We start from the raw sequence: 26,565 nt of genomic DNA, 5'->3' as shown, positions 1-26,565 counted from the left end.
GTAGGTCATCGTCAAGATTGAATTTCAGAACCCCGTTTGCGAAAGCAGATGGGGTTTTGTTTTTGGGCGCGGAAAAGACCAATCCGCCTTCCGCCGCCGTAAGGCGTCAGCAGAAACAGCGCCCACAAAAAAGCCCCGCATCGCTGCAGGGCTCTCTGTTACCGCTTAATCCAGCTTATTCAGTAGCTTCCTCCGCCACTTCAACTGCCTTCACTGTGCTCACTTCATCACGACGACGAATGTACTTCCAGTCAGCCTCGTCGATGTAGATGCCAGCAGGGCCGCTGCCGCCTTCAAGGTCGATCGCGACGTGCGCCGATACCTGAGGCTTGACGCTTGCCAGGATTGGTACGAAGCCCAGTTGCAAGCTCGTTTCCAGCAGAGCGGCCTGGTTGCGCTCGTCGATGTCTGCCGCCTCGTCCAGGTAGTAGGGCAGACGAACACGACCGGCCTGGTCGCGATCCATCAAGTGCAGCAGCAGGTACATGTTGGTCAGCGCCTTGATGGTCATGGTCGTACCGTTGGACGCCGCACCATCGATATCGGTGTGGATCACCGGCTGGCCGTTGACCTTGGTGATCTCGAACGCCAACTCAAACAGGTCTTTGAGACCCAACTGGTTGTGGTTCGCAGCTACAAGCCGTGCCAGATACTCCTTGGCCTCTTCGTTCTTGTTGTCCTGCTCTGCGCTCTGGCTCAGATCGAACACTGACAGTGTTTCGCCTTCTTCGTACTGACCGGCGCTGTGGATGATTTGATCGATGTGCTTGAGCGCTTCTTTGTTCGGTGCAAGAACAATGCGGAAGCTTTCCAGGTTGGAAACCTGACGACGGTTGATTTCGCGGTTGAACAAGGCCAACTGATGTTCAAGGCTGTCGTAGTCGCTGCGGATGTTGCGCAGGGTACGTGCAATATCGGTGACTGCCGCACGCCGGGCTTTGCCCAGCGTCAGGGCCTCGTCGGTGCGGTGTGCGTATGCGTTGATGAGCAGTTGCAGACGGCGCTCCATATCGTCTTCGCTGTCGAACTTGGCGACGCCTTTAAGACGTACCTGGGCATACAGCGCTTCGATCTGACCATCGCAGCGCAGCAAACCCTGCCAGCTGTCCTGATAGTCGTTGAGCAGCGGCAGCAGGTTATCCAATGAATCGTCTACCGGCTCCATGAACGGCGTGCCGAATGGCAGGTCCGCAGGCAGCAGCTGTCGGCGACGCAGCGCGTCATCCAATGTGCGTTGCTTGGATTCCAGATCACCGATCTGACGACCGACCAACTGCAGTTTCGCCGACAGTTGCTGGACGCGCTCGGTGAAGGCATCGCTGGAGCGCTTGAGTTCATCCTGCGCCGCTTCCATCTGCGCAAGTTGCTCAAGTTTTTCGGCTTCTTCGGCGCTCAGAGTCTGAGTGCGACGGAAATCTTCCAGGGCTTTCTGCGCATCCAGCACTTGCTGATACAGCGCCTCGGTCTGGGTCTTGCTCGCTGCCCGGTCAGCCGCGACAGCTTGTTGGGTTTTCAGCTGCTTGAGTTCTTTTTCCAGACGCTCTTTCTGATCACGCAGAGCCGCACGGTCGGCCAGGGCCTGCAACGCAGGCGGTTCGATGTGCGAGAGGTTGATCGACAGTCCCGGCACTTCGAAGCGCTCGCCCTTGAAGCCGTCCAGAATCGCTTCCAGAGATTTGACCCAGGCGTCGCCGTCATCCAGCGCAATCCCTTGCTCGCCCAATGGCAGGCTGAACAGCGCGCTGTTGAACAGACGCATCAGACGCTCGACGTCCGGTTGCGAGAACTCTTCGCGCAGGCGGGCATAGCTGTTGTTGTCGGCGTGATCCAGCTGCTGTTTGACCGACTTCAGGCGTTTTTCCAGATCACGCAGACGCTCATCCAGATCCTCGGCGCTGAACTGACGAGACTGAGCCAGAGCCCCGGCCAGTTCGTCGTGAGCATCCTTGGCCGCCAGCAATTGCTGCTCGAGAACGCGTACGTCGTCAACCAATGCGAAGCGGTTCTTCAGCACGGCCAGTTCGCCGATCCAGCGCTGGATGTTGTTGATCTCACGTTCCAGGCGCATCAGCTCCTGAGTACCACCGCGTTGGTCGTTCTGCAACGCGTCCTGTTCACCGCGATAGTGCTCGGCCTGGATGACCAGCTCTTCCTTGCGCGCGCTGGAATAATCCTGCCAAGTGCCAAGCAGCGAGTCGAGCAGCGGCGAGAGGCGATGCAACTTGCCGCGCAGGATGTCCCGTTGCTTGACACCGTTGGCTAAAGCTTCGACCAGAGGCCCGGCGAGAACCAGTGCGTTGTAGTCCTGTTCCATGCGACGGACATCGCGGAAGGCTTCTTCGCACGCGGCAATGTAATCGACGCTACCCGAGCGCAGGCTGTGCTCGAAGGCATCGAGGAACAGCTGCTTGAGTTTGGCGGCCGTGATTTCGCGCATGTGCAGCAGGTTGATGAACAGCGCGCGGAAGGTCTTCAGGCTCTGTTCGCTGGTCGAGCGCAGCGGAATAAGCGTCAGATCCAGCGGAATCGACGTATGTCCGCCGACCAGCAGGCGGCGTAGCTCGTCTGGCTTGAGTTCGTAGGCTTTCAGGCCCTGGCTTTCCAGATTGGTGAACAGCTCTTTCTGACGCAGACAGGTGTCGTTCTTCTGGTAGTGCGCCAGATCCAGCTTGCCGGCATAGGCAAAGAACTGGTGACCGAAGCCACCGCCCGGACCGCGACCAACCACGCCGATGACGTGAGGGCCGTGGGGCAATGCCACCTCAACGAGGATATAGCTGGTGTCCGAGGCAAAGTAGAAGCGGCGCGACTGATCGAGGCTGTACTTGCCGAAACTCATATCCGACATGCGCGCCAGAATCGGGAATTGCAGCGCGTTGATCGAGGCACTTTTGCCCAGGTTGTTTGCACCGTAGACCGACAGCGGGTGTTCCAGTGGAAACAGCCCGAGGCTGTAACCGGCGGTGTTTAGCAGGGCGAAGCGGCGAATGCCGTAGCGTTCCTGGCTCATGCGTCAAGCTCCTGTTCGTCGGCGATTGCGCGGGCCAGGGCCTGCTCTTCGGTTTCTTCTGTTTCGTCAAACTCTGCGAGGTCGAGCGGATCGTCGGTCTGCAGCAGCTTTTCGTCGCTGTCGTCATCGATCAGCACCGGAGTCGGCAACGGCAGGTCACTGTGCAAGCTGGCAGCCAGATCGCGATCCTGCTGAACCGACAGGCAGACATCAAGGAAGCGATGCATCGGTGGCAGGAAGCGGTAGATCCCCACCTCTTCGGAGGCAAAGCCAAGCTGGGTCATGCGACGCATGATCTTTTCTTCCAGCTCTTCCTGGGTCTGTACTTCGGCCTGCAGGAACAGGTCGCGGTATTTTTCCAACAGCGAAGGAAGTTCGTCGCGGCCCAGGCTACCGCCATCGAGCACGGCGACCGGATCGCGGCCCTGATCGGCCAGATGCTCGACGAGAATGAACGTGAACAGGGCCAAGCGCTGCGCAGTCTTGTTGACCTGTGCGGCCGCCAGATCAGGCACGAAGTAATAAAAGCCACGGGTGTCGCAAATCAGCTCGAAACCCAGCGCCTTGAACAGCGTGCGGTACTGATCCTGAAAGTTGGACAGTTGCGCATATAGCTCAGGATCGCGGCGGCTGACGTGGTAACCCTTGAACAGCTCGCGGAAGATCGGCGCGAGCTGGGACAGTTCGGATAGATCAAGATGCATGGGCGGTGCCCTCGGAATTCTCTGGGGTGGCGTCTTTGCTCGAGAGCAGGGCGAAGGAGCGCAGGCTGACGCGGTGCTCCAGGGTCAGGTATTCGCGGCGTTCAAGCCGCTCGCGCTTGAAGCGTTTTTCCCGCGACAGGCGCGAGAACCAGTACAGCAATTCGTCGGTTGCGCCGGTCGGCTCCTGTTCGAGCAGCCAGACCATCAGATCCGGCATCGGCAGGGCTTCTTCGCAACGTTCGACCATTTCCTTGACCGTGCGCGGCGCCTGAGCAGGCTCGCCCTTGCGGGTGAGATTGGCCTTGGGGAAGCGCGCCGGTTTTGGCTCGAAGCGCGCCAGGGCATAGACATAAGCCTCGACCTGGTTGGCACTGCCGAGAAAGGTGCTTTGCGGACGGGTGAACATCGGCATCGCTGCCTGGGGCACAGCGTCGATGCCCCTGCGGCGAATGGCCGACAGCGCCAGCGCGGCGCCGCGGGTCACGGCATTGTGACGACGGGCTTCTTCGCGCAGCGGCAGCAGCAATTCGCGCGCGTGACGCAGGGTCAGCTGGGCGCTGGTCTGCATTTCGAGGATGCGTGCGTGGGTGCGCAGCAGCATGTCGTCGTCGACCAGATGCCCCAGACGCTGCTGATCGGTGAGCATGCGCAGCAGCACATTCTCGACCTTGCGCACCCCTTGCTCGAAGGCGCCGTCGGCATTCACCAGCTGAATCATTGGTTCGACATATTCGTCCCAGGTCGCCAGCACTTCGGCATAGCGCTGACGCAGAGGGATCTGCCGATCGCTGGTCTTGGCGCGTTCGGCCACGGAGACCAGCGCCTGTTCGTCGTTGGCAAGCTTTTTCAGCACATCGCGTACGCGCATGTCGAGCAGGCGCAATTGCCGGGCAAGGTCGTTGGCATCGCGGGCTTCGAAGGCTTCCTGGATATAGCCGGCGAGTCGCTCCAGATGGCGCAGGTAGGCCTCGATTTCCAGACACAGGCCCAGCCGGTGCTCGCGGCGCAGATACGACAGGAAGTCGTGAATCTGCGCGTTCAGCTCGAAACGGTTCGGGCTTTTCGCCACGGGAACCAGGATGTCGAGACGAATCCACACGTCCAGCAGGTTGGTGATGTCCTGGGGTGTGCTTTCCAGTTGCTGGGCGGCCAGTTGCAGGCGCAGTTCGCTCAGGCTCAGGGTGCCCTGGTCGAAGTGCTCGCACAGTGGCTCAAGGAGCGCCCAGTGTTCGGCAAGGGCGCGCAGGACGCGCTTAGGTTCGATCATCGGATGGCCGCTGGTTGGCAAATAAAAGCGGCAATTGTACTGCATCGAAGCGCCTGGTTTTCATCCTCAGTCGATCAACTGCGGCGTGAATCGTCGAAGGCCTGTAGAATCCCACTCCTGACTTTATCCACAGGTGGCTGTCCCTTGCTCAATGAGCCCCGCCGCCGCGCTTATCTGACCGCCATGCAGGTGGTCAGCTGGCTGCCGCGCACCGAACTGCCCTTTGCCGCGCCTTCGCGTCCGGAACTGCTTGCGCCGTTGCCGGTGTTCGAGGACGAGGTCGAGGAAACACCGCATGCGCCTGCCCCCGTGCAGACGCGCAGCGAGGCGGCTGTCGGCCCGGCGCCAGTCGCCCGAGTGGTAGAACGACCGAAGATCGAGATACCACGTCCTTCCTCCATGGCCAAACCGGTTGCCAAGCCTGTCGACGACGATTCCGTTGCGCAAGTGGCGAAGGCGCCCGTCGTACCGCCCCCGCGATTTGCCCTGCAATTGCTGCGTGCGGGCAGTTGCCTGCTGTTGGTTGAACTGGCGACTGGCGAGCCGTTCCAGAGTCGCGATCCTTCCTACCTGTTGCTCAAGGACATGCTGCGTGCGGCGGGTCTTCCCGACAGCCCGCAGATCATCGGCGAGCCAGTGCGTTGGCCGTTGCTGGTGCGCGGGCAAATGGATCAGGGGCCGGAAGCCGCGCGCGATTTCGTTCAGGGCTTTCTCTATGCGCGCACCGAAGAAGCGCCTTGCACCTGCCTATGGCTGGTCGGGCTGCCCGCGTTGCGTTTTGCCGGTGAAGTTGACGCCGAATCCTACAATCTGGAATTCCAGGTCGAAGGCCTGGGTCCGGCCTGGGCGCTGCCGGGTCTGGAATTATTGATGGACGAACCTCAGCGCAAGGCCGATGTCTGGCGCGCCATGCGTCAACTGATGGGACGTTGGAAGAGCACAAATGAGTAATGCCGTAACGTTTCGCCGTATGACCGAGGCTGATCTGGACGCAGTACTGAAGATTGAGTACGCAGCGTTCAGCCATCCTTGGACTCGCGGTATTTTTCTCGATGGCCTGAAGTCCTACGAAATCTGGCTGATGTTCGAAGGCAATCAGCAAGTCGGTCATGGCGTGGTCAACGTGATCATCGATGAGGCGCACTTGCTTAACATCACGGTCAAGCCGGAAAGCCAAGGCCGCGGTCTGGGGCTGTTGCTGCTGGACAAGCTGATGAAGCGCGCTTATGAGCTGAACGGTCGCGAATGTTTTCTCGAGCTGCGAGCCAGTAATCAGTCGGCATATCGTCTGTATGAGCGCTACGGTTTCAACGAAGTCGGCCGCCGTCGCGATTATTACCCGGCTGTGGGTGGCCGCGAGGATGCGCTGGTAATGGCGTGCACGTTGGTTGAATAACTGGTTCAGGAAGCTGGATATGCTCTGCGGAAGTGAGCTTGGTCACGAAAGCCGCGGTGCAGATGCTGGCATCTGCTGCGTCTGAACGTGAGTCTTCGTGAGCAAGCTCATTCCCTCAGGGGGCCTAAACCCTATCGCCTGATAACCGTATGCGCGGGGCTCAAACCCCAGGCTTGCCATCCAGTGGATCGAGAATCGACATTTCCTCTTCATCCAGCCCGTTGCCCCCGCCAATATCGTCCTCATCGACCACGCTCAGATCGGAGTCAGCGGGACCGCCTTCGCCCGCCTCACGGGCAGACCGCGCGCCATCTTCGTCAATCAGGGTTTCTGGACTCATGTCGTCGTCGGTCGGGTTGTGATCGTCAGTTGACGCGCCGGTCATCCCAGCCTCACGCACACGTTCGTCGGGAATGTAGTTTTCCAGCTCGTCTGCCGGGATGGTGTCCCCGATTCGCCCGCTGGGTTCGTTATTGTCATTAAAATTGAGCTCTTCCATCGAACCCATGCGGTCTTCATTATCGTCGATGGGTTCGGGCTGGGTGGCACCGAAAGGGCGGCGTGGATCGTTCATGGCAAATCCTCATTGTGAGCGGTCATAGTTGGGTGGACCGGAGGCTGCGGCGAAGATTCACTCCGGTTCTCGACCGGTCGTGGCAAAACGGCGTGACCCGAAGCGTCGAAAGCCAGTCATAGCTGGGCATCATTTCCGAGGCATCAACCAATGAACGAATTACAAGATCTGATCGATAACAACGAACGTTGGGCAGCAGCCATCAAGGAAGAAGACCCCGAGTTCTTCGCCAAACTGGCCCGTCAGCAAACGCCTGAATACCTCTGGATCGGTTGTTCGGACGCTCGTGTCCCCGCCAATGAGATCGTCGGCATGTTGCCGGGCGATCTGTTCGTCCACCGCAACGTGGCCAACGTCGTGCTGCACACTGATCTGAACTGCCTGTCGGTGATTCAGTACGCCGTCGATGTGCTCAAGGTCAAACACATTCTGGTCACCGGCCACTATGGCTGCGGCGGCGTACGCGCTTCGATGCAGGATCGCCAGTTCGGGCTGATCGACGGCTGGCTGAGGACCATTCGGGACCTCTATTACGAGAATCGCGAACTGCTCAGCAAACTGCCGACCGAAGAAGAGCAGGTCGATCGACTGTGCGAGCTGAACGTGATTCAGCAAGTGGCGAACGTCGGGCACACCAGCATCGTGCAGAACGCCTGGCATCGCGGGCAGAAGCTGTCGATCCACGGCTGCATCTACGGCATCAAGGACGGGCGCTGGAAGAGTCTGAACACCACGATCAGCGGTTTCGAACAGTTGCCGCCGCAATATCGGTTGCGTCCGTTGGGGGAGTGATCGAGCGGGCGTGAACGTGATCCAAACGCGAAAACGATCGAGTTGTAGGAGCGCGCTTGCTTGCCAGAGGCGTTACATTCCCCACGTCTCTGGTGACTGACACTCAGCAATCGCGAGCCAGAGCGCTCATACAGCGTCAGAGTTTCGCTTGCTTCATCTCAGGCAACGGCCTGCGCAGCTGATCGAGCTGCCTCCCGACCGAGCCGGTCCGGCATTTGGCGGCTGCCGCATCGGGCTGGAGCTTGCGCACCGATGTATAGAACAGCTTGCAAGTCTCGACCTTGTTGGTGACCTGCCAGTTGGTCGTGCATTGCTTGAGCAAGACCGCGGCGTCAGTGCCCGATTTCTGCCCCATGCCCGCCTGCCAGCACGCCGCGCTCAGGTCCTGCCCCATGACCTTCAAACCTGCTTCGTCGGCCTTGGTTTCGTCGCCGCCATAATTGCTCTTGTCCGCCGCGTACCAGATGTAGCTCGGGTGGTTGGAGCCGATGACCGACACGCTTTGCCCGCTGGCAGGGCTGATTGTGGCCAGGCCCAGCACCGGCACCTCGACCTTGTATTGCTCTTTCAGCCAACTGCGCACAGGCGCGCCGAACGCCACCATGGGCAGTGAGGTGCCATCCGGACGCTGGCTGACCTGCTTGACCATCGTGGTCTGGTAATCGTTGAAGTAGCTGTAAACGCCTTCCAGATCATTGCCCGCGTTGGACGGGGCGGCGATGGGTGCGATGTCGATGATGGTCTGGTAAGCCGGTGTCTGATCGGCCGGAATGCCATTGTCAGTCAGCAGTTCGGCCCAGCGATCGGAAGTGGCCGAACGCAGGTAATCCTGCGCCTGGGTCAGCGAGTAATCCGGCGGGAAATGCAGAAGCTGGACACTCTTGCGATTTTCCAGGGCCATGCCCAGCGGCAGGAATAGATACCAGTTGTAGGCAAACTTCCCGTCGACGTTGAGTTTTTCAGCCCCGGTATAGGCCAGATCACCTGCATTCAGCAGGGCTGTCAGCGGTTGGTCATAGCCGTCGGGCACGCCACTGATCCTTGCATGAAGCTGATCGTTGTCGTCGACCACACTGACCGTGGCGCTGGCATAACCGTCGCGCTGAACACTCTGGGTCAGGTAATGCTCGACGGTTTGCTCCAGCGTCCAGTTGCGAAAGCAGATGACGTTGCAGTTGTTGGGATAAGCAAACAGACGAGTGACGCGCTCCTTACTGCCCAGGCTAACGTCGACGTCTGCATGGGCGAGTAGGCTGAAGCTGGTCGTCAGGGCGGTGAAGGCAATGCTCAGTGCAGCGGTTTTCTTCATGCTCGTGTCCTTGTTGGCGTGGGCACCCGCCTGGAGTGGTGTGTTTCAATAATGAAACACATCGGCATGAGTTTTAAATGCGTCGCGAGATATATTTTCGCTCTTGTGGCGCACGGCTACAGACGGTGGCGAATCAACAGGGCCCGCCGCGGGCAAGCCGTGCAGCCAAAGGCGGCGGTTAAAGCACAAACCTCTGCACCATCGAATTCAGATCCGTCGCCAGCATCGCCAGCGCGTTGCTCGCCACAGTGGTTTGTTGGGCGCCGGACGCCGATTGCGTCGACAGAGTGCGAATGCTGCTCAGATTGCGGTCCACCTCGTTGGCCACCTGTGCCTGTTGCTCGGCGGCGCTGGCGATCAATATGTTGCGATCGCTGATGGTGGAGGTCGAGCTGATGATCACCGTCAACGCCTGGCTGGTCGCCGCCGCTTGCTCCAGGGTCTGACTGGCCTGCGCCGCTGTGACGCGCAGAGTCTCGGCGGTGTCCTGAGTACTCTTCTGAACATCGTTGATCAGGCTTTCGATCTCGGTGGTCGAGGCGCTGGTGCGTTGTGCCAGCGAGCGAACCTCGTCGGCGACTACCGCAAAGCCACGACCTGCTTCGCCCGCCCGTGCTGCTTCAATGGCCGCGTTCAAAGCCAGCAGGTTGGTCTGGTTGGCGATGGCGCGAATCACTTCAAGGATTTTGCTGATACTCAACGTGCGTTCGGCCAGACCGTCGGCCTGATGCGAAGAGTCGAGGACGCTGTCGGTTAGCTCCTTGATCGAATCGATGGTCCCACTCAGGCGCATACGCCCTTCGGCGGCAGCTTGGTTCGAGGCTTTCGATTCGGTAGAGGTGTTGCTGGCGTTGTCAGCCACTTCCACCGCCGCCTGACTCATCTGGTTAACGGCTACAGCGGCCTGTTCGATTTCATCGTTCTGCAATTGCAGATTCTTCGCGCTGGCTTCGGCAATCGCGCTCATTTCCTGCACCGACTGACTCAGCTGACTGGCTGCGGCATAGATCTGGTCGATGGTGCCGTGCAGGTTGCTGCGCATTTGGCCCAGCATCTTCAGAAGCTGGGCGGTCTCATCTTTGCCCTCGGGAATCGCCTGCGGACTCAAATTTCCCTCGGCGATGGTGCTGGCGATCTGCAGAGACTGGCGCAGCGGACCAATGATACTCACGCTCAAACGCCACGCCAGCAGCAGCGTCAGGACCAGCGCAACCACAATGGCGCTGATGGCGATGATGCGCGTCTGCTGAAATCGGCTGCCCGCACCATCCACCGCGGCGACGGCGCTCTGCTTGTTCAGTTCACGCAGCAACTGTACCTGCATGTCCATCAAGTCGCCCTGCATGCTCAGTGTGGTATTGAGCAGCATCCGTGCGTCGTCGAGTTTGCGCTGTTCGATCATGCCGATTTCGTCGTGCAGCCCCGGCATGAAGGCGCTATACTCGTCTTCAAGCGCCTTGATCGAGTCGCGCTCGGTGCTGTCAGTCGCGTGTGCGAGATAGTCGCTGAAACCTTTTTCGACTTCATTCTTCAACTGCTCGACGTTGATTTTGCTGGTGACCACTGCGCCAGGATCATCGGCATTGGCAATCAGCCGAGCGCTTTCGCCGCGCAGCTTGATCAGATCAATGGCGATGGCGTCGGCCATGGCAATACTCGGCAGCGAGCCACTCTGCACCGCCTCGCCCTGATCGCGGATGCGCTGCATCTGCAACAGGCAGAACACCCCAAGCGCTACCAGCAGCAACGCAGTCACGCTAAAACACAACACCAGTCGCTGAGCAATCCGGAAGCGGCGTAACAAAGCTGGCCTGGATGAAGGACGGAACACACCACGGATTAACCTTTTCACAGCACAAATCTCATCGACGAAGACACCGGAGACTTGGTTATAGAGAGGTTCCATGATGTCTTTATGACATCGAGGCGATGTATTTCAGATTTGTTTTGAGGCGGCGAATGGCGTATCGACAGCCTTCTTGAGCAGCACGTCAGCCACCAATCTCATCCATGAACTCCCGCAAAAACCGCTCGACCCGTTCGTGCCTGACCTGCGCCATTTGTTTCCCGGTAGTAGTCTGAAAACCCTCGGCTAGGCTGAAGATCTTGGTTTTGAAGTGATCGACCGCATAGCGTTTGTCGTCCAGCGGGCGGTTTCGGGCGTGCGGGTCGGTTGGCTCGTAGAGGTGGCTACCCATGCGTCCGGAGACGTAGAACAGCCGGGCGATACCGATCATGCCGATGGCGTCGAGGCGGTCGGCGTCCTGGAGGATTTTTGCTTCAAGGGTGGTCGGGGCGATGTTTGCCGAGTAGCTATGGGACTCGATGGCATGGGCGACGGCCTGGATGCGTTCTTCGTCCCAACCCATCTCGGCCAGCAGCTCCACGGCTTTGGCGGCTGCCAGGCGCGACGCGCTGGAGCGGAACGGTGAGTTCTTTTCAACCGATACACAGTCGTGCAACAAGGTCGCCGCCAACAGGATCTGCTGATCGCCGCCTTCTTTGTTGCGAATGGTGCATACGTTGCTCCAGACCCGATGCAGGTGCGAGATGTCGTGAGAGCCATCAGCCCGTTCGGCGACGGTATGAGGGATCAGCTTGTCGGCCAGATCCTGGAAGGGCGCGAAGCAGAGGGCGGTCATCGAATCTCCTTTCAATGCAGGCTGACGATGGGGCCAGCATACAAGATTGACCTGCCGCTACGCGCCCGGTTCTTGAGCGGACATTTTGATCAAGCCTGAACGGGCTGTTCGCTGCCTGCCAGGTCGTCGTCCCCCGGCGTGCCCCGGTCGAGAAACAGAAAAACCACTGCTGCCGTGGCTAGCGTGATGGTGGTCAGGATCAGCAGCAGAGTGCTGAATGCCTCGCGGTAGCCAGTCACCAGTAGCGCTCGCGCGACGCTGGGCAGAATCGAGGCCGCGCCGCTCAAGTCGCCCGTGACCAAATGCTGCGCGGCATTGCTGGTCATAGCCGCAGCCTGAGGCAATGCATCCGACAAGTGCTGGGACGTCAGCGCAGAGAGCAGGGCCGTGACCACCGCAACCGCAACACCCTCACCAGCCACGCGGGTAGTGCTGAAAATCCCGGTGGCCATCCCTGCGCGCTCCTTGGGCACGACACTGACTGCCAGCCCGTCCATCAGCCCCCACGGCAGGCTGATGCCCACCCCAATGACCAGCATCGGCCAGGCAAACTCAATCGTCGTGCTTGCGGCAGGCACGTGGCTCAGCCAGAACAGTCCGGCCGCAGAAACCAGCAGCCCGATGCCGCAAATGGTTGAAGGGGAGAGCCAGCGAGTGAGCGCGCCGGCGACGACGGGCAGTACCAGCAATGGCGCGGAAAGCGCAATCATCAGGCGACCGGCGTTGATCTCGCTCATGCCGTCGATCCCCACGAAGCGGATCGGCAACAACACCAGCAAGACCACAAACGCATAGGCGGGAGCGGCAGCGAGTAGCTGCACACCGACGAAGCGCGGGTAGCGAAACAGCGACAAGTCGAGCATCGGCTGGGCCACACGGCGCTCGATGAACACGAATCCCATGAACGACAGCAGCGCACAGATCAGGAGCGCAACGACCCAGGGATCGCTCCAGCCGCTGTGCGGCGCTTGCAGCATTGCGTCAGTGAACACGGTCAGCGCCCAGGTAAAGCTCAGCGCGCCGGGCCAGTCGATTCCGGCTGCCTGCCGGTTGCGCGATTCACGCATGAATCGCAGCCCTGCAACAGTGGAAATGCCCGCCAGCGCCGTGATCATCAGAAAGATCGTCGACCAGCCGAATGCCTTGATCATCAGGCCTGAAGCGATTGGGCCAAACGCCAATCCGATGCCGAAACTGCTACCGACGAAGCTGAATGCGCGCATGCGCTCATGGCCTTCGAACTCTTGCGCCAGCGCCGACATCCCACCCGAAAGTGCCGCCGCAGCTGCAATGCCCTGCGCGGCCCGCAATAGATCGAACCACAGCAACGACGGCGCCAGCGTTAGCCCGGCTGACAGCACTGCGAAGCCGCTGACACCTGCCAGAAAGAGCCGCTTGCGGCCGTAACTATCGGCCAATGCGCCGCCCAGCATCAGACAACTTCCAAAGGTCAGCATGAAAGCATTGGTGACCCAGTTCAGAGCCAGCGGATCCGCGCCATAGGTACGCCCAATGGCAGGCAAGGCCACAGCGGCAGCGGTGAAATTCAAGGGCATGGTGATAGCGGCAATGCACACCGCCAGCAAGACCCAGGTCTTCTGCGCTGCATCGGCCCCGGAGAGCATGGTCATGGGAAAGTTACCTCGAGTCGTCTGTTACGCGGGTTTCAAGGTCCGCATGGCTAGCGAGGATGATAGAGCGGCCGCAATCATGCTAAAAACGGCAAATATTCCGGACATAACGGAAAAAAATGATCGAATCAGACGTTTTGAGGATTGAATCATGGATCGACTGAGCGGCCTGATGCCCTTTGTACGCACAGCTGAGTTGGGCAGTTTTGCCGCTGCAGCCCGCACGCTCGGGCTGTCCGCTTCCGCGGTAGGCAAAGGCGTGGCGCGCCTGGAAGCGCAGTTGGGCGTTCGCCTGTTTCAGCGATCGACTCGCAGCATCCGCCTCACTGACGAAGGCCGGCTGTTTCAGGAGCGCTGCCGCCGGATTCTCGACGATCTGGACGACGCTCAGGCGACCTTGGTGCGTAGCACCGAATGCCCGCGTGGGCGTTTGAAAATCACGGCACCGATGGTGATGTATCACGCGCTGTTGCCTTTCGTGCCGAAATTCATTGAGTGTTATCCCGAGATTGAGCTGGATGTGGATTTCAGTGATCGCATGGTCGATCTGATCGAAGAGGGGGTAGACGTTGCGATTCGTGGCGGGGACCTGCCTGACTCGAGATTGATGTCTCGCCCGCTGCCCTCGGCCAGGGTCGTGCTGTGCGCTTCGCCCACTTACTTGCAGCAGCACGGCACGCCTGAATGCCTACACGATCTGGATAATCATCTGGCAATCCGTTTTCGTTTTTCAGGCACCGGCAAGATGCGCGACTGGCATATGGTGCAACAGCCCGACCACCCCGAGCTGCGGATCAAGAGCCTTTTTGTCTGCAACAGCATGGATGCGGTCAAGGCTATGACCCTGCAAGGGCTCGGGATCGGTGGCATACCTGATTTTCTGGCGCGCGACGCGCTGGCCGACGGGCGCTTGGTGGAGGTACTGCCGCACTACATTGACCCGCCGAACAAGTTGAGTTTGGTGTGGCCGTCCAGCCGGCAACTTTCACCGAAGGTCCGGGTATTTGTCGATTTCATGAGCGAGCGACTGTTCACCCGCTGTGATTGAAGCCGGAGCTGATTATCAAGGCTGCGATGCCACGCAATCTTCTACGGACCAACGCGCTCGGGCCCTTGACCGACCAGAGCGCCTACTTGCCCTTCATCGCAGCCGTCATCTTGTCCACGTTGTACCGAAACATCTTCACGTAGGTCGCGGCAGGGCCGTTGGCAGGCGACAGCGATTCCACATACAGCTCACCGCCTGGATGCGCGCCGCTGGCATTGGCGATTTGCTGCACCAGACGTGGGTCGCTGGAGTTTTCGAAGAAGTAGGCGCTGACCTGTTCCTGTCTGATCAGCGTGATCAGCTTGCCAACGTCAGCAGCCGATGCTTCGGTCTCGGTGGAAAAGCCCAGCGGCGACAGGAAGGTCACGCCGTATGCGTCTGCGAAATAGCCGAAGGCGTCGTGGGATGTCAGCACCTTGCGCCGCGCGGCGGGAATCGCAGCTATTTGCTCACGAGCGTAGGCGTCCATGTCCTGCAGTTGAGCGATGTATTGCTCACCGTTGGCCTTATAGTCGGCGGCGTGGTCCGGGTCGGCTTTTTGTAGCGCCTTGATGATATTTCTGACGTAGACGACGCCGTTTACCGCGCTGTTCCAGGCGTGGGGATCGGTAATCTTTTCGCCGTCCTCTTCCATGCTGCGGGTCATGACTCCGCTGGACAGCACCACCGGTTCACCCTTGTAGCCCGATGCGGTGATCAGGCGGTCAAGCCAGCCTTCAAGGTGCAAACCGCTGATGAACACCACGTCGGCTTTCTTCAAAGCCTGCGCGTCGTTGGGCGTTGGTTCGTACACGTGCGGGTCGCCATTGGGGCCGATCAGCGAGGTGACATGCACGTGATCGCCGCCGACGTTATGCACCATGTCGGCGATGACGGTGAACGATGCAACGGTTTCCAGGGTTTTTGCCTGGGCGAAGTTGGCCAGGCCCGACAACGCCAGTGCGGCGGTCAGAAGCGTCAAACGTTTCATGATGTTTTCCTTAAGGTAAGCGAACGATCAGCCGGACAGGTGAACCCTCGGGAACAGACGGCGCAGGAAGCCGCTGCGTCCAAAGAACAGTGAGAACAGGTAAAAGGCGCTGGCGGTCAGGACAATGGCCGGACCCGAGGCGACGCTGGCGTGGTAGGAAACGATCAGGCCGATGAAGCCCGACAGCGTCGCGACCACAGTGGAAATCACGATCATGCCGGTCAGAGAAGTCGACCAGAAACGTGCGACGGTGGCGGGCAGCATCATCATGCCCACCGCCATCAGCGTGCCGAGGGCCTGGAATCCGGCCACCAGATTGAGCACGACGAGCAGCAGAAACAGCACGTGATACAGCGATCCGCGCCCGCCGACGGCACGCAGGAATCCGGGGTCGAAGCACTCCAGAATCAACGGGCGATAAATCAGCGCCAGCAGCACCACCGTGAAGGAGGCGATGGCGCCAACCATGAAGATCGCCTGATCGTCGATGGCCAGGATGGTGCCGAACAACACGTGCAGCAGATCGACGTTGGAGCCGTGCAACGAGACGATGAGCACGCCTGCCGCCAGCGATGTCAGGTAGAAGCTGGCAAAGCTGGCGTCCTCTCGCAGTGTGGTAAAGCGGCTCACCAGCCCGGACAAAAGGGCCACGGCAAGCCCGGCGATCAAGCCGCCAAACCCCATTGCCGGCAACGACAGACCCGCGAACAGAAAACCCACCGCAGCGCCGGGCAGAACGGCGTGGCTCATGGCGTCGCCCACCAGACTCATGCGACGCAACATCAACAAAACGCCGACGGGGCCTGAGCCGATGCCCAGCGCAAGGCACGCCGCCAGGGCGCGGCGCATGAAGCCGAAGTCGACGAAGGGCTGAATCAACAAGGTATAAAGCGTCACAGCATCGACTCCTCATCTATTTCGCACGGCTGCGCATCCGGGCTCCAGTGTTCGGCCATGTTCTTGGCGCGGCGCAGGTTGTCGGCGTGAAGGATGTCGGCGGTGTTACCCCAGGCAATGGTTTCCCGGGCCAGCAATAAAGTGCTGGGGAAATGCTGACGCACTTGCTCGATGTCGTGCAGCACTGCAATCACTGTGCGGCCCTGGTCGTGCCAACTGCCGATCAGGTTGAGCAGGTCGCGTGTGGTGCGGGCGTCGATGGCGGTAAAGGGCTCGTCCAGCAGAATCACCGAAGCGTCCTGCAACAAAAGCCGCGCGAACAGCACCCGTTGAAACTGTCCAGAGGACAGCGAACTGATGCTGCGTTGCTCGAAGCCTTCCAATCCCACCGCCAGCAGTGCCTCTTGCGCCTGTTCGGCATGCTTGCGCCTGACCCCGCGAAAGGCCCCGATGCTGCGCCAGGCGCCCATCATCACCGTGTCGGCGACGCTGAGTGGGAAGCTGCGGTCGATTTCCGCTGCCTGGGGCAAATAGCCGATGTGCCGCGTGGCAAGCGTGCCGCGATCAACGCGTCCGAGCGCAGGCTTCAGCGTGCCGGCAATGGCTTTGATCAGCGTCGATTTGCCTGCACCGTTCGGCCCGACAATCGCCGTCAGACTGCCTGCTGCAAAGCGCCCGGTGACGTGATGCACGGCAGGGCGCCGCTCGTAAGTGACGGTCAGGTCATGCAGATTGATTGCCGCGCTCATGGAATCGCTACCGCCCACGCAATGCCGGCCCACAGCAGCGTGAGTAAAACCAATGAGGCCAGCACCCGACTGCCTGCAGACTGAGCGAGCGCGGAGCTTGCGATATTCGGGGTAGGTCGGAGAACGGATTTCACGAGGAGGGACGCCTGAAATGCTTGTTATATTATTACATCACCTTTTTCAGGCGGGAGGGAAGGGCTATTTGTGCCGGTTCAGGCTTGCAACCATTTGGCGATGATCAAGTTGGCTGCGTTTTCCTGCGACGACAAACCCTGTAATTTCCCTGACCACTCCCCTCTTTTTCAGGATTTTCGACATGTCCGCCACACATCGCCGTTCGGTGCCACTCGCCAAATGCTACCGCCTGCTCAACCATGGTCCGACCGTTTTGGTCAGCGCGGCGCATGACGGTCACCGCAATATCATGGCGGCGGCGTGGGCGATGCCGCTGGACTTCCAGCCACCGAAGGTCACGGTAGTGCTCGACAAATCAGTGTGGACGCGTCAATTACTGGAGGACTCCGGGACATTTGTTATCAACGTGCCGACGGTCTCCCAAGTCGATATCGTCCAGACGGTCGGCTCGACCTCGGGGCTGGAGATCTCCAAGGAAAAGGGTGTGGACAAGTTCAAGGCTTACGGTCTGCAAACCTTCGCGGGCGAAGTCGTCGAAGCGCCTTTGCTGGAAGGTTGTGCGGCGTGGCTGGAATGCCGCCTGCTGCCCGAGCCGCATAATCAGAATCAATATGACTTGTTCATCGGCGAGGTCATGGCAGCCTGGGCTGACGAGCGCGTGTTCTCCGACGGCCATTGGCATTTCCAGGGGCATGATGATCTACGCACGCTTCACCATGTGGCGGGCGGGCATTTTCTGGTGATTGGGGATCAGACCATTGGCAAAGTGCTGGAGCGTTCGGCGCGCTAACTCCAATTTGCTCCTCCTGTCTACTGTCAGAACTGACAGTAGACAGGAGGAGCAATTAGTTCGATATTTTTCTTTCCAGCCATAAGTCTGGGATTTCGAAATTACCAGGAACAGGGAGTTTCCAACATGACCAAGCTTACTCATGATCAACTTGAAAGAGCGAAAAAAGGCTTCGAAACCAGAGATTCGGACAACAACGGAACGTTAACACACGAAGAATTTTCTTCAGTGATGCGCACTTGGTTTAACGAACAGCAAATCGAGGAGCGCATTAAGTTGGCTGACCCTGACGGAGATGGCGTGATCAGCTATCAAGAATTTCTCAATGATTATGAGAGAGAAATAAGTCAGGGCGATTAACAAGCGCGCTGCCTGGTAGCTTGAAAGTTAGCTAATGCCGCAGCAGAAGAAATGCTGAGAATTATCGTCCTGACCGATAATTCTCAGCCTTTATTATGCTTGTAGCCGATCCAAGCAATACCTCTCGCATATTAAAACTTGACGAAATGGTGACGGCGAATATCGCTGTCAGAATTCAGTGAAGCATTGAAGCTTCTCTAGAAGCCTAGTAATGAGGAGATACGGACGATCATCAACAATATCAATCCAGATAAGAATGGTTTTGTCAGTTGCGAGGAATATTGCCGTTTATCGATACCAATGGTGGGCAAGGTAAATAAGTCTAAGGTCGTACTGGATAACCACATAGGCAGCTTAGTTGTCGCAGCTTGGTCCCAGCAGGGTGGTGTATCAGGTTCCGGTCGTCAGCCGATGATCAACACGTTTCTCTGGTATCGTCCTTGTAGTTGGAAAGCGAGAGAGTCGAGATGTCCACGAAGCGGCGAAAGAACGCTGAGAGTCATTGTGAATAACTCTCAGCTCGCTACTGGCCAGGGCCTTACTGCTGAACCGCTACATACCCGTCAAACGCACTCTGCTGCTGAATCGCCATAACGATATTCTTGCGCGTGGCAGGCTGTTCGTTGCCTTCCTTATCGACAAAGACCTCGCGCTGCAACTCGGCCTCGTCGCCCTCACCGACGAACGAGAAACCGAGGAATTCGAAGGCTTCGCGGTCCGCGTTGGCTTTCGAGCGTGGCGTGCGCAATGGCAGGGTAACGCTGGCGCCGTCCTTGCTGATGATGAAAACCTCCGCCTCCTTCTTCGCTCGCGTAGCCTTGCTCTTGCCGCCGCCCGGGTTGCTGACGGCCTGATGCGTCTGGTTCAACACTTTCAATGCCAGGCTGTAGACCAACTCTTGAAAGCTTGGATCGTCCTTGTAGCTGGACAGAATCCGGCTGATCGAGAATTTCGTGCTCAGGTCTTCCAGCGCGGCCATGTCGGCGGCTTCGGCGTCTTTCAACTGCTTGAGCTGACCCATCAACTCGTAGGCCTGATCATCGTCGAAGCGGTCGTGAGCCTGACGAATGGCGACGCGCAGTTCACGAATCTGATCGCTTTCCTTGGCGCTTTGAAAGGCGTCGAGGACCATTTCGCTGATGGTTTTCGCCTGCGGCACATGCTGTGAAAGATTGATGGCGTCTTCGTAAGCCTGCTTGGAGGAGAGGGCAGGCACTGCTACGTCGGTATGGGAATCAGACATTGAACATCCATTACTTCGTTAACTGGGTTGAGACGCGAAAAGTTCGGCGCGTTTCGAGGGGGGGTAATCTATTGGACCACGAAGCGATTGTCACGGGGGCGAGCGATAGCGCGGATAATCGGGGCTGCCCACATCGGACGCGAGCTCGGGATCGGGGATGCAGCCGTTGTTCTTATGCCCGAAGTCATTTGCATTCAGTCGTTGAGCAGGCTTCAGCTACGGGCACCGGTGACGTCACCTCACCCGGCGTGATGGCGTTCGTCTGCAGCTTTAACCGATACCGGGCAGGGGGCATCCCGAACCACTGATGACACGCACGATAAAAACTGCTCAGTTCGCGAAAACCGACTCGATAAGCAGCCTCCTGCAAGGTGCATTGGGTATTACCCAGGTAAAACTCTGTCTGGCTCCGGCGAACGTCGTTGACCAGTCCTTTATAGGGATGGCCCGCTTGCTGTAACAGCCGTTGCAGCGTGCGTTTGCTCACGCACATCTTCTTTGCCAGCTCTTCGATGGGCGGAATGCCTTCGCTCAACGACTCAAGAATCATCTTGCGCACCTCGCCGGGCACCGAGAAGTAGCGGCGGGTCGAGAGGTGCATTTCGGCGACCAGTTGGTGCAGCGGCGCCAGTTGCTTATTGGCCGAGGCCAGAGGTTTGTCCAGATCGGCGTTGTCCAGCAGGATCGAATAGCAGTGCTCACCGAACAGCGCAGAACAGTGGAACGTGTGCTCATACACCGAGATGTCCGGGGGCGCCGCGTGCATGAGGCCGATGCCGCGCAATTGCAGCGAAGGGCCCACCAGCATCCGGCACAGACCGAACATCATGGCGACACTGGCGTCGCCGTACTGGCGCGGCACTTTGTAGCCGTCGAGAAAGTGGCAACCCAGCCGGTGCTGATCCCCTTCGGCATGCAGAGAGATGGCGATGGAGGTGTCCAGCAGCGCCACAAAGTGCACCAGTCGTTCCAGAGCGGTCTGCAACGTGTCGCTGGACATCATCACATAGCCCACGACATCGAAGATGCCTGGCCCGGTCTGCGTGGTGGATCGCAGGCCAATGTCAGGGTCGTGTGACAGGTCAGCCGCCAGCTTATAGAGGCGATAAAGCTTCACCCTCGGGATCCACGCCTCATCCACGTCCAGATCGTGCACCTGAAGGCCGACAGCTTGGCAAAATCGGTCGATGTCCAGCCCTGTGGATCTCAACGCATCGATCATGAAGTGTGCAAGGGAAGGTATCACCGTAGGCATGTAGAGTCCTTGTAAGTCGCTCTGTAGACGCGCGGCCTGGCGAATGATTATCGAGGCGTGCAGGTCCTCGCGTCAAAGTGCTGCTCGCATTTGTGGCATTCGCTGGCACCGGACGCCAAGGCTATGGCGCGTGACGAGATTGTCCGGCTGCGGTGGGTGGGTCAGATTGGATGCCGCCGATTTCAGGCATATCGACTGTCTGTTGTTCCGGCTCCGTTTCTGTTCATGGAGTTATGTCATGGCTTTGCATCAAACCGTAGAAACCCGTGATCCCGCCATCGAAGACGTCTACTCAAGTGGTGCCTCTGAGCGCCGCCTGCCCAAATACCGCCTGCCCGACCATTCCACAGCATCGTCCGCCGCCTACAATCTGGTGCGCGACGAATTGTTGCTCGACGGTAACTCGCGGCAGAATCTTGCGACCTTCTGCACTACGTGGGTGGAGCCTGAGGTTCAACAGTTGATGGCAGACGCCCTCGACAAGAACATGATCGACAAGGACGAATACCCGCAGACGGCCGAGATCGAAAACCGCTGCGTGCATATCATCGCCGATTTATGGCATGCGCCGAAGTCCTGGCAAACCGTCGGCTGTTCCACCACAGGCTCCAGTGAGGCGGCCATGCTGGGCGGCCTGGCCTTGAAGTGGAGCTGGAAGAAGCGCCGTGAAGCGGCGGGCCTGCCAGCCGATAAACCCAATTTTGTCTGCGGCCCGGTGCAGATCTGCTGGAAGAAATTCGCCCGTTACTTTGATGTGGAAATTCGTGAGGTGCCCCTGCGTGACGGCGCGCTGGGCTTGCGCCCCGAAGACCTGCGCGAATTCTGCGATGAAAACACCATCGGCGTGGTCGCCACCCTCGGCGTGACCTTCACCGGCATCTATGAACCTGTTGCTGCGCTGGCGCGTGAACTGGACAGCCTGCAGCGTGAACTTGGACTGGATATTCCCATTCATGTCGATGCCGCGAGCGGCGGCTTCATCGCACCCTTCATTCAGCAGGACCTCAGCTGGGACTTCAGTATTGAGCGGGTCAAGTCGATCAATGCCTCCGGCCACAAATACGGTCTGGCGCCGCTTGGCGTGGGCTGGATCATCTGGCGCGCAAAGGACGACTTGCCTGAGGAACTGATCTTTTATGTGGATTACCTGGGCGGCAACATGGCCACGTTCGCCCTGAATTTCAGCCGACCTGGCGGTGAGATCATCGCCCAGTACTACAACTTCCTGCGCTTGGGGCGTGAAGGCTATACCCGTATACAGCAGGCGTGTTCGGACACCGCCCAATGGCTGGCGACAGAGATCGCCAGGATCGGCCCGCTGGAACTGGTTTACGACGGCCACGGCGGCCTGCCGGCGGTTTGCTACAAACTCAAGGACGGTATTGAGCACGGCTTCACGCTCTATGACCTGTCCGAGCGCGTGCGCATGCGTGGTTGGCAAATCGCCTCCTATCCGCTTCCTTCTGATCGGCAGGATGTCGTCGTGCAGCGCGTCCTGGTGCGGCATGGCGTCAGCCGGGACCTGATCGGCCTGTTGCTCGATGACCTGCGCAAAGCAGTCGCGTTCTTGCAGAAAAACCCGGTGCCTCACTCGGAGGCCGGACCTACCTTCAACCACGGCGCCGTGGCGTCCGCTGACGCTGAAAGTCTCTAACCCTCTCCCTAACGGCTGTACCGAGCGCCCCGCGGTGGCGCTTCGGCAGCCTATCGTTCATTGCACTTAGCGTAAGGAAAGCAACGTGAACTGGCTCCAAAGTACTCTGCGTGCCTATCCGGAGATGGCTATATTCCTGTCATTAGGGCTGGGATTCTGGTTCGGCGGCAAGACCTTCAGAGGGTTCAGCCTTGGGGCCGTGACCTCTACCTTGATTGCGTCATTGCTTATCGGCCAAGCGGGAATCGTCATTTCCCCCAACGTCAAAAGCACGTTTTTCCTCATGTTCCTGTTCGCGGTCGGTTACGGCGTAGGCCCGCAGTTCGTTCGCGGCATCGCCAAGGACGGTCTGCCTCAAGCGCTGTTCGCTGTGGTGATGTGCGTGCTGTGTCTGGCCGCGCCGATACTGGCGACCTGGATCGCCGGGTACGGGTTGGGCTCGACAGCCGGGATGTTCGCTGGTTCGCAGACGATCTCAGCTTCCATGGGGCTGGCGACCGACGCTATCAATCGGTTGGGCCTGGATGCTGAGCAGGCGCGTCAGCAACTCGATGCAATGCCGGTTGCCTATGCCGTGACGTACATCTTCGGTACGGTCGGTTCGGCGCTGATTCTGGCTTTGCTGGGCCCCAAGCTGCTGCGCATCGATCTGGTGAAGGCGTGCAAGGATTACGAAACGAGCATGGGCGGGCATCAGGACATCGCCAGCGAAGGTACGGCCTGGCACCGCTATGTATTGCGGGCCTACAAGGTGCCGGAGCACAGCGTGTTCGTGGGGCTCACTCTCAAGCAAGCGGAATCCCACTCCCACGGCAAACGCGTATTCATCGAACGGCTGCGACGCGATGGCAAGATCGAGCCGCTAACTTCCAGTACCACCCTCATGGCGGGAGATATTTTGGCGGTTGGTGGACAAAACGCTGACATTCTCGCACTGCTGGGGCATTCGGAGGCCGAAGTCGATGACCCTGAGCTGCTGGCGGTGCCGGCCGAAGGGGTCGACATTTTCGTCACTAACAAACGCTATGACGGCCAGACGCTTGAGCAGTTATCACATTTGCCAGCAGCACACGGTGTGTTCATTCGGCAGATCAAGCGTGGCGCGATTGCCGCCGAACTGCCCGTGCTGCCCAAGACGGTCATTCACCGCGGTGACATCATCACCCTGGCTGGCCTGACCTCCGACACCACTGCAGCGGCCAAGGAACTGGGTCAGCCTGACCGCAAAAGCAACATGGCCGATGTAGCCTTCATAGGCATGGCAATTTTCATCGGGGCGTTGATTGGTGCGGCGGTTTTTACCGTTCATGGCGTGCCCATCACGCTTTCCACGGCAGGCGGCGCGCTGATCGCCGGTCTGGTCTTTGGTTGGTTGCGCTCGATTCACCCGACGTTCGGCAGGATTCCCGAGCCCACCGTATGGTTCATGAACTCGGTCGGCTTGAACGTGTTTATCGCCGTGGTCGGCATCAATGCGGCACCCGGATTCGTGCACGGTCTACAGACTCTGGGCGTGAGCCTGTTCATGTGGGGGATCTTCGCCACCTCAGTGCCCCTAATCCTTGGCATGTTCATCGCACGTTACGTCTTTCGCTTCCATCCCGCTCTGGTACTGGGCTGCTGTGCAGGTTCGCGAACCACGACTGCCGCGTTGGGCATGATCTGCGAGACCGCCAAAAGCAACGTTCCCGCCTTGGGCTACACGGTGACCTATGCAGTGGGTAACACCTTGCTGACCATCTGGGGGATGGTGTTGATCGTCATTCTTTCCTGATATTTCCCTCATGCATTACGTGGGGCGATGGCCTCACGTCACAGGAGCCATTCCACATGACCACTGATTACAGCCAATACGCGTCCCTGAGCCCCTTTGAACTCAAAGATGAACTGATCAAGGTCGCGAGCAGCCAGGAAAATCGTCTGATGCTCAATGCCGGTCGCGGCAACCCCAACTTTCTCGCCACGTTGCCGCGTCAGGCGTTTTGCCAACTGGGACTTTTTGCCAACCGGGAAGCCGAATTGTCGTTTTCATTCCTGGGCAACGGGATCGGCGGCCTGCCCAAGGTGCGGGGTATAGAAGCGCGCCTTGACCGGTTCCTGGCCGACAATGCCACGCAGCCAGGCGTGGACCTGCTGATGAAAATCGCCAGCTATGTCCGCGATCAGTTGGGGCTCGATGGTCCGGCGTTTCTCCATGAAATGGTCGAGGGCATTCTGGGCTGCAATTACCCGGTACCGCCACGCATGTTGAGCATCAGCGAAAAGGTGGTCCGCGAATATCTGGTCAAGGAAATGATCGGCGGCAGCGTCTCGCGCGATGACTTCGATATTTTTGCCGTCGAAGGTGGCACGGCAGCCATGACGTATATCTTCAATAGCCTGAAGGAAAACAAGATCATTCGTGCCGGCGACAAGGTCGCTATCGGCATGCCTACGTTCACGCCTTATTTCGAGATCCCGGTGCTGGATGATTACGGGCTGGAAGTGGTGCATATCGACGCCTCCCCGGACTTGGCCTGGCAATACCCACAGGCGGAGCTCGACAAGCTGCTGGACCCGGCGATCAAGGTGTTCTTCGTCGTCAACCCGAGCAATCCGCCATCGGTGCGTATCGACGATAAAAGCTTGGCCTACATCGCTGACCTGGTGGAGCAAAAGCGCCCGGATCTGTTCATTATTACCGATGACGTGTACGGCACATTCGCCGACAACTTCACCTCGTTGTTTGCAACGTGCCCGCGCAATACCGCTCTGGTTTATTCGTTCTCCAAGTATTTCGGTTGCACGGGGTGGCGCCTGGGCGTCATCGCCCTGCACAAGGACAATATTCTTGACCAGCAGATTGCGGCATTCGACGAAGCCAAGACTGCAGCGCTCAGCCAGCGCTATCAGACGCTGGTGCCAGACACATCGAAACTGAAGTTCATCGACAGGCTGGTGGCCGACAGTCGCTCCGTGGCGCTCAATCACACCGCAGGTTTATCCACACCGCAGCAAGTGCAGATGGTGTTGTTCTCGTTATTTGTCCTGATCGACAGCACCGACAGCTACAAACAGGTGCTGAAAAAGCTGATTCGCCAACGTCATCACGCGCTCTACCGCGAGTTGGGGGTGGCGATTCCGGTGGACGAATTCGAGGTGGAATACTACACATTGCTCGACTTTGAACAGATTGCCGAAGGGCTTTACGGCGCCGAATTTGCGCATTGGGTTCACGACAATATCGACCCCAATACCCTACTGTTTCGCATCGCCGACGAAACCGGGATCGTCATGCTGCCCGCCAGCGGATTCGGGACCAAGAAGCCAGGCGGGCGCATCTCCCTCGCCAATCTCAACGAGTATGACTACGCCGCGATCGGCAAGGCATTGCGCAAGCTTGTCGACAGCGCCTATCAGCAGTATGAGACGGACAAAGACAAGCCCTGAGACCTTGATGCCCGCCAAGAGCAGAGCACTAAAAACGCTCTTGCTCACCTACCTAAAGATGCCGATCCGGCTTGCTACGCCTTCAGGAATATTGGCTTAGGCGTGGCGCGGTGTGGCACTGAAGGGCAAAGCTTAATGGAACGTCAGAAACAACAAAGCCCGCACGAGGCGGGCTTTGTTGAGGTACTTGGTGGTACACAGTCAATTGAACCCAGAAAGCATCCTACTGTATTTGCTGGGGTTTTTCGCGTTCAATATTTTCCGGGATACACCACGGGATACAAGCCGCCGCCTGCTGGGCGCGGCAAGCTTACCCAATCCGGCGATTTCAAGTACTGTAGTGGTCAACTAATCCCGGACACGACGTTAAGTTTTTTCCTCGGCCCTCGCTGGAGCCAACCCATCGTTGAATTGATGAGGCCTAATCCAGTTGTAGCGATGCATCAAAAAATGGCTGATATCGCGCTGTGCTTCCTGCGCAGTTCGATAGCCCACGGTCGGTATCCATTCTGTTTTCAAGCTGCGAAATACGCGCTCCATTGGTGCGTTATCCCAGCAGTTTCCTCGTCGACTCATGCTCTGGCGCATGCGGTATCGCCACAACCGCTGGCGAAAGAGTCGGCTTGCATATTGCGATCCCTGGTCCGAGTGGAATAGCAGATCCGAAGGCCTGCCACGCTGCTCGTAAGCCATATCCAGCGCTTTGATCA

General features: G+C 58.8%; 22 protein-coding genes and 2 pseudogenes. 9 read left to right on the top strand and 15 right to left on the bottom strand.

Annotated features, from left to right (window positions below; translation table 11 throughout):
* Window positions 1–175: 175 nt before the first annotated feature.
* Genes mksF through mksB form a run of 3 tightly spaced genes read right to left on the bottom strand, consistent with a single transcriptional unit; the run spans window position 176 to window position 4,981 of the window.
* Window positions 176–3,010 (bottom strand): Mks condensin complex protein MksF, encoded by a 2,835-nt coding sequence (gene mksF, locus CE491_RS18910; RefSeq protein ID WP_110949864.1) that lies wholly within the window; start codon window positions 3,008–3,010, stop codon window positions 176–178.
* Window positions 3,007–3,714, bottom strand: coding sequence for an Mks condensin complex protein MksE (gene mksE / locus CE491_RS18905; RefSeq protein WP_110949863.1), 708 nt, complete (start codon window positions 3,712–3,714; stop codon window positions 3,007–3,009). Before mksE ends, mksF begins: the two co-directional genes overlap by 4 nt.
* On the bottom strand, window positions 3,704–4,981 hold the full coding sequence (gene mksB / locus CE491_RS18900; RefSeq protein ID WP_110950014.1) for an Mks condensin complex protein MksB: 1,278 nt from the start codon (window positions 4,979–4,981) through the stop codon (window positions 3,704–3,706). Before mksB ends, mksE begins: the two co-directional genes overlap by 11 nt.
* 144 nt (window positions 4,982–5,125) lie before the next feature.
* Between mksB and CE491_RS18895 the strand changes: the two genes are divergently transcribed.
* Complete coding sequence (locus CE491_RS18895) at window positions 5,126–5,932, top strand: energy transducer TonB (protein WP_110949862.1); 807 nt, start codon at window positions 5,126–5,128, stop codon at window positions 5,930–5,932.
* Entirely contained in the window at window positions 5,925–6,377 is a 453-nt protein-coding gene (rimI, locus tag CE491_RS18890; RefSeq protein WP_110949861.1) for a ribosomal protein S18-alanine N-acetyltransferase, read from the top strand. The genes CE491_RS18895 and rimI overlap by 8 nt, the downstream gene beginning before the upstream one ends.
* Window positions 6,378–6,537: 160 nt before the next feature.
* Here rimI and CE491_RS18885 read toward each other — a convergent pair whose 3' ends face one another.
* Window positions 6,538–6,951, bottom strand: a complete 414-nt coding sequence (locus CE491_RS18885) for a serine kinase/phosphatase (RefSeq protein ID WP_110949860.1) — start codon at window positions 6,949–6,951, stop codon at window positions 6,538–6,540.
* 150 nt (window positions 6,952–7,101) lie between these two features.
* Between CE491_RS18885 and can the strand changes: the two genes are divergently transcribed.
* Window positions 7,102–7,743, top strand: coding sequence for a carbonate dehydratase (gene can, locus CE491_RS18880; RefSeq protein WP_110949859.1), 642 nt, complete (start codon window positions 7,102–7,104; stop codon window positions 7,741–7,743).
* A gap of 136 nt (window positions 7,744–7,879) precedes the next feature.
* Here the strand turns inward: can and CE491_RS18875 are convergent, their stop codons facing one another.
* The 5 genes and pseudogenes from CE491_RS18875 to CE491_RS18860 form a co-directional block, all read right to left on the bottom strand.
* A complete protein-coding gene (locus CE491_RS18875; RefSeq protein WP_110949858.1) occupies window positions 7,880–9,052 on the bottom strand; it encodes a hypothetical protein in 1,173 nt (390 codons plus the stop codon).
* A 178-nt stretch (window positions 9,053–9,230) separates the two neighbouring features.
* On the bottom strand, window positions 9,231–9,845 hold the full coding sequence (locus tag CE491_RS31270) for a methyl-accepting chemotaxis protein (RefSeq protein ID WP_407681352.1): 615 nt from the start codon (window positions 9,843–9,845) through the stop codon (window positions 9,231–9,233).
* Window positions 9,846–10,340: 495 nt separating this feature from the next.
* Window positions 10,341–10,958 (bottom strand): annotated as a pseudogene (locus CE491_RS31265) (MCP four helix bundle domain-containing protein); the annotation flags it as partial.
* An 85-nt stretch (window positions 10,959–11,043) separates the two neighbouring features.
* Window positions 11,044–11,694 carry an HD domain-containing protein gene (locus CE491_RS18865; RefSeq protein ID WP_110949856.1) on the bottom strand — a complete coding sequence of 217 codons (651 nt, stop codon included), beginning with the start codon at window positions 11,692–11,694 and terminating at the stop codon, window positions 11,044–11,046.
* Window positions 11,695–11,783: 89 nt separating this feature from the next.
* On the bottom strand, window positions 11,784–13,325 hold the full coding sequence (locus tag CE491_RS18860; RefSeq protein WP_110949855.1) for an MFS transporter: 1,542 nt from the start codon (window positions 13,323–13,325) through the stop codon (window positions 11,784–11,786).
* Window positions 13,326–13,476: 151 nt separating this feature from the next.
* Between CE491_RS18860 and CE491_RS18855 the strand changes: the two genes are divergently transcribed.
* Window positions 13,477–14,373, top strand: a complete 897-nt coding sequence (locus CE491_RS18855) for a LysR family transcriptional regulator (RefSeq protein WP_110949854.1) — start codon at window positions 13,477–13,479, stop codon at window positions 14,371–14,373.
* Between the two features lie 82 nt (window positions 14,374–14,455).
* On the opposite strand, the gene CE491_RS18850 is transcribed toward CE491_RS18855, so the two are convergent.
* Genes CE491_RS18850 through aztA form a run of 3 tightly spaced genes read right to left on the bottom strand, consistent with a single transcriptional unit; the run spans window position 14,456 to window position 16,989 of the window.
* A complete protein-coding gene (locus CE491_RS18850) occupies window positions 14,456–15,343 on the bottom strand; it encodes a metal ABC transporter substrate-binding protein (protein ID WP_110949853.1) in 888 nt (295 codons plus the stop codon).
* Window positions 15,344–15,370: 27 nt separating this feature from the next.
* Window positions 15,371–16,240 carry a metal ABC transporter permease gene (locus CE491_RS18845; protein WP_110949852.1) on the bottom strand — a complete coding sequence of 290 codons (870 nt, stop codon included), beginning with the start codon at window positions 16,238–16,240 and terminating at the stop codon, window positions 15,371–15,373.
* On the bottom strand, window positions 16,237–16,989 hold the full coding sequence (gene aztA / locus CE491_RS18840; protein ID WP_110949851.1) for a zinc ABC transporter ATP-binding protein AztA: 753 nt from the start codon (window positions 16,987–16,989) through the stop codon (window positions 16,237–16,239). Before aztA ends, CE491_RS18845 begins: the two co-directional genes overlap by 4 nt.
* 316 nt (window positions 16,990–17,305) lie before the next feature.
* On the opposite strand from aztA, the gene CE491_RS18835 reads away from it, so the two are divergent.
* Together CE491_RS18835 and CE491_RS18830 are read left to right on the top strand one after the other, a co-directional pair.
* Window positions 17,306–17,914 (top strand): flavin reductase family protein, encoded by a 609-nt coding sequence (locus tag CE491_RS18835; protein WP_110949850.1) that lies wholly within the window; start codon window positions 17,306–17,308, stop codon window positions 17,912–17,914.
* A 126-nt stretch (window positions 17,915–18,040) separates the two neighbouring features.
* The gene (locus CE491_RS18830; protein WP_110949849.1) at window positions 18,041–18,274 is read left to right on the top strand and encodes an EF-hand domain-containing protein; all 234 of its coding nucleotides are present in this window, start codon (window positions 18,041–18,043) and stop codon (window positions 18,272–18,274) included.
* A 538-nt stretch (window positions 18,275–18,812) separates the two neighbouring features.
* On the opposite strand, the gene CE491_RS18825 is transcribed toward CE491_RS18830, so the two are convergent.
* Both CE491_RS18825 and CE491_RS18820 read right to left on the bottom strand, forming a co-directional pair.
* Complete coding sequence (locus tag CE491_RS18825; protein ID WP_110949848.1) at window positions 18,813–19,517, bottom strand: hypothetical protein; 705 nt, start codon at window positions 19,515–19,517, stop codon at window positions 18,813–18,815.
* Between the two features lie 184 nt (window positions 19,518–19,701).
* Complete coding sequence (locus CE491_RS18820) at window positions 19,702–20,772, bottom strand: AraC family transcriptional regulator (protein ID WP_110949847.1); 1,071 nt, start codon at window positions 20,770–20,772, stop codon at window positions 19,702–19,704.
* A 238-nt stretch (window positions 20,773–21,010) separates the two neighbouring features.
* Here CE491_RS18820 and CE491_RS18815 point away from each other — a divergent pair, with 238 nt between their 5' ends.
* The 3 genes from CE491_RS18815 (at window position 21,011) to CE491_RS18805 (ending at window position 25,855) form a co-directional block, all read left to right on the top strand.
* Complete coding sequence (locus CE491_RS18815) at window positions 21,011–22,426, top strand: glutamate decarboxylase (RefSeq protein WP_110949846.1); 1,416 nt, start codon at window positions 21,011–21,013, stop codon at window positions 22,424–22,426.
* 85 nt (window positions 22,427–22,511) lie between these two features.
* A complete protein-coding gene (gene aspT / locus CE491_RS18810; RefSeq protein ID WP_110949845.1) occupies window positions 22,512–24,200 on the top strand; it encodes an aspartate-alanine antiporter in 1,689 nt (562 codons plus the stop codon).
* 56 nt (window positions 24,201–24,256) lie between these two features.
* Window positions 24,257–25,855, top strand: coding sequence for a bifunctional aspartate transaminase/aspartate 4-decarboxylase (locus CE491_RS18805; RefSeq protein WP_110949844.1), 1,599 nt, complete (start codon window positions 24,257–24,259; stop codon window positions 25,853–25,855).
* A 344-nt stretch (window positions 25,856–26,199) separates the two neighbouring features.
* On the opposite strand, the pseudogene CE491_RS18800 reads toward CE491_RS18805, so the two are convergent.
* Window positions 26,200–26,565: pseudogene (locus CE491_RS18800) on the bottom strand (integrase core domain-containing protein); the annotation flags it as partial.

The sequence above is a fragment of the Pseudomonas bohemica genome (assembly GCF_002934685.1).
GTDB classification, from domain to species: domain Bacteria; phylum Pseudomonadota; class Gammaproteobacteria; order Pseudomonadales; family Pseudomonadaceae; genus Aquipseudomonas; species Aquipseudomonas bohemica.
This window is presented reverse-complemented; position numbering and strand designations above follow the sequence as displayed.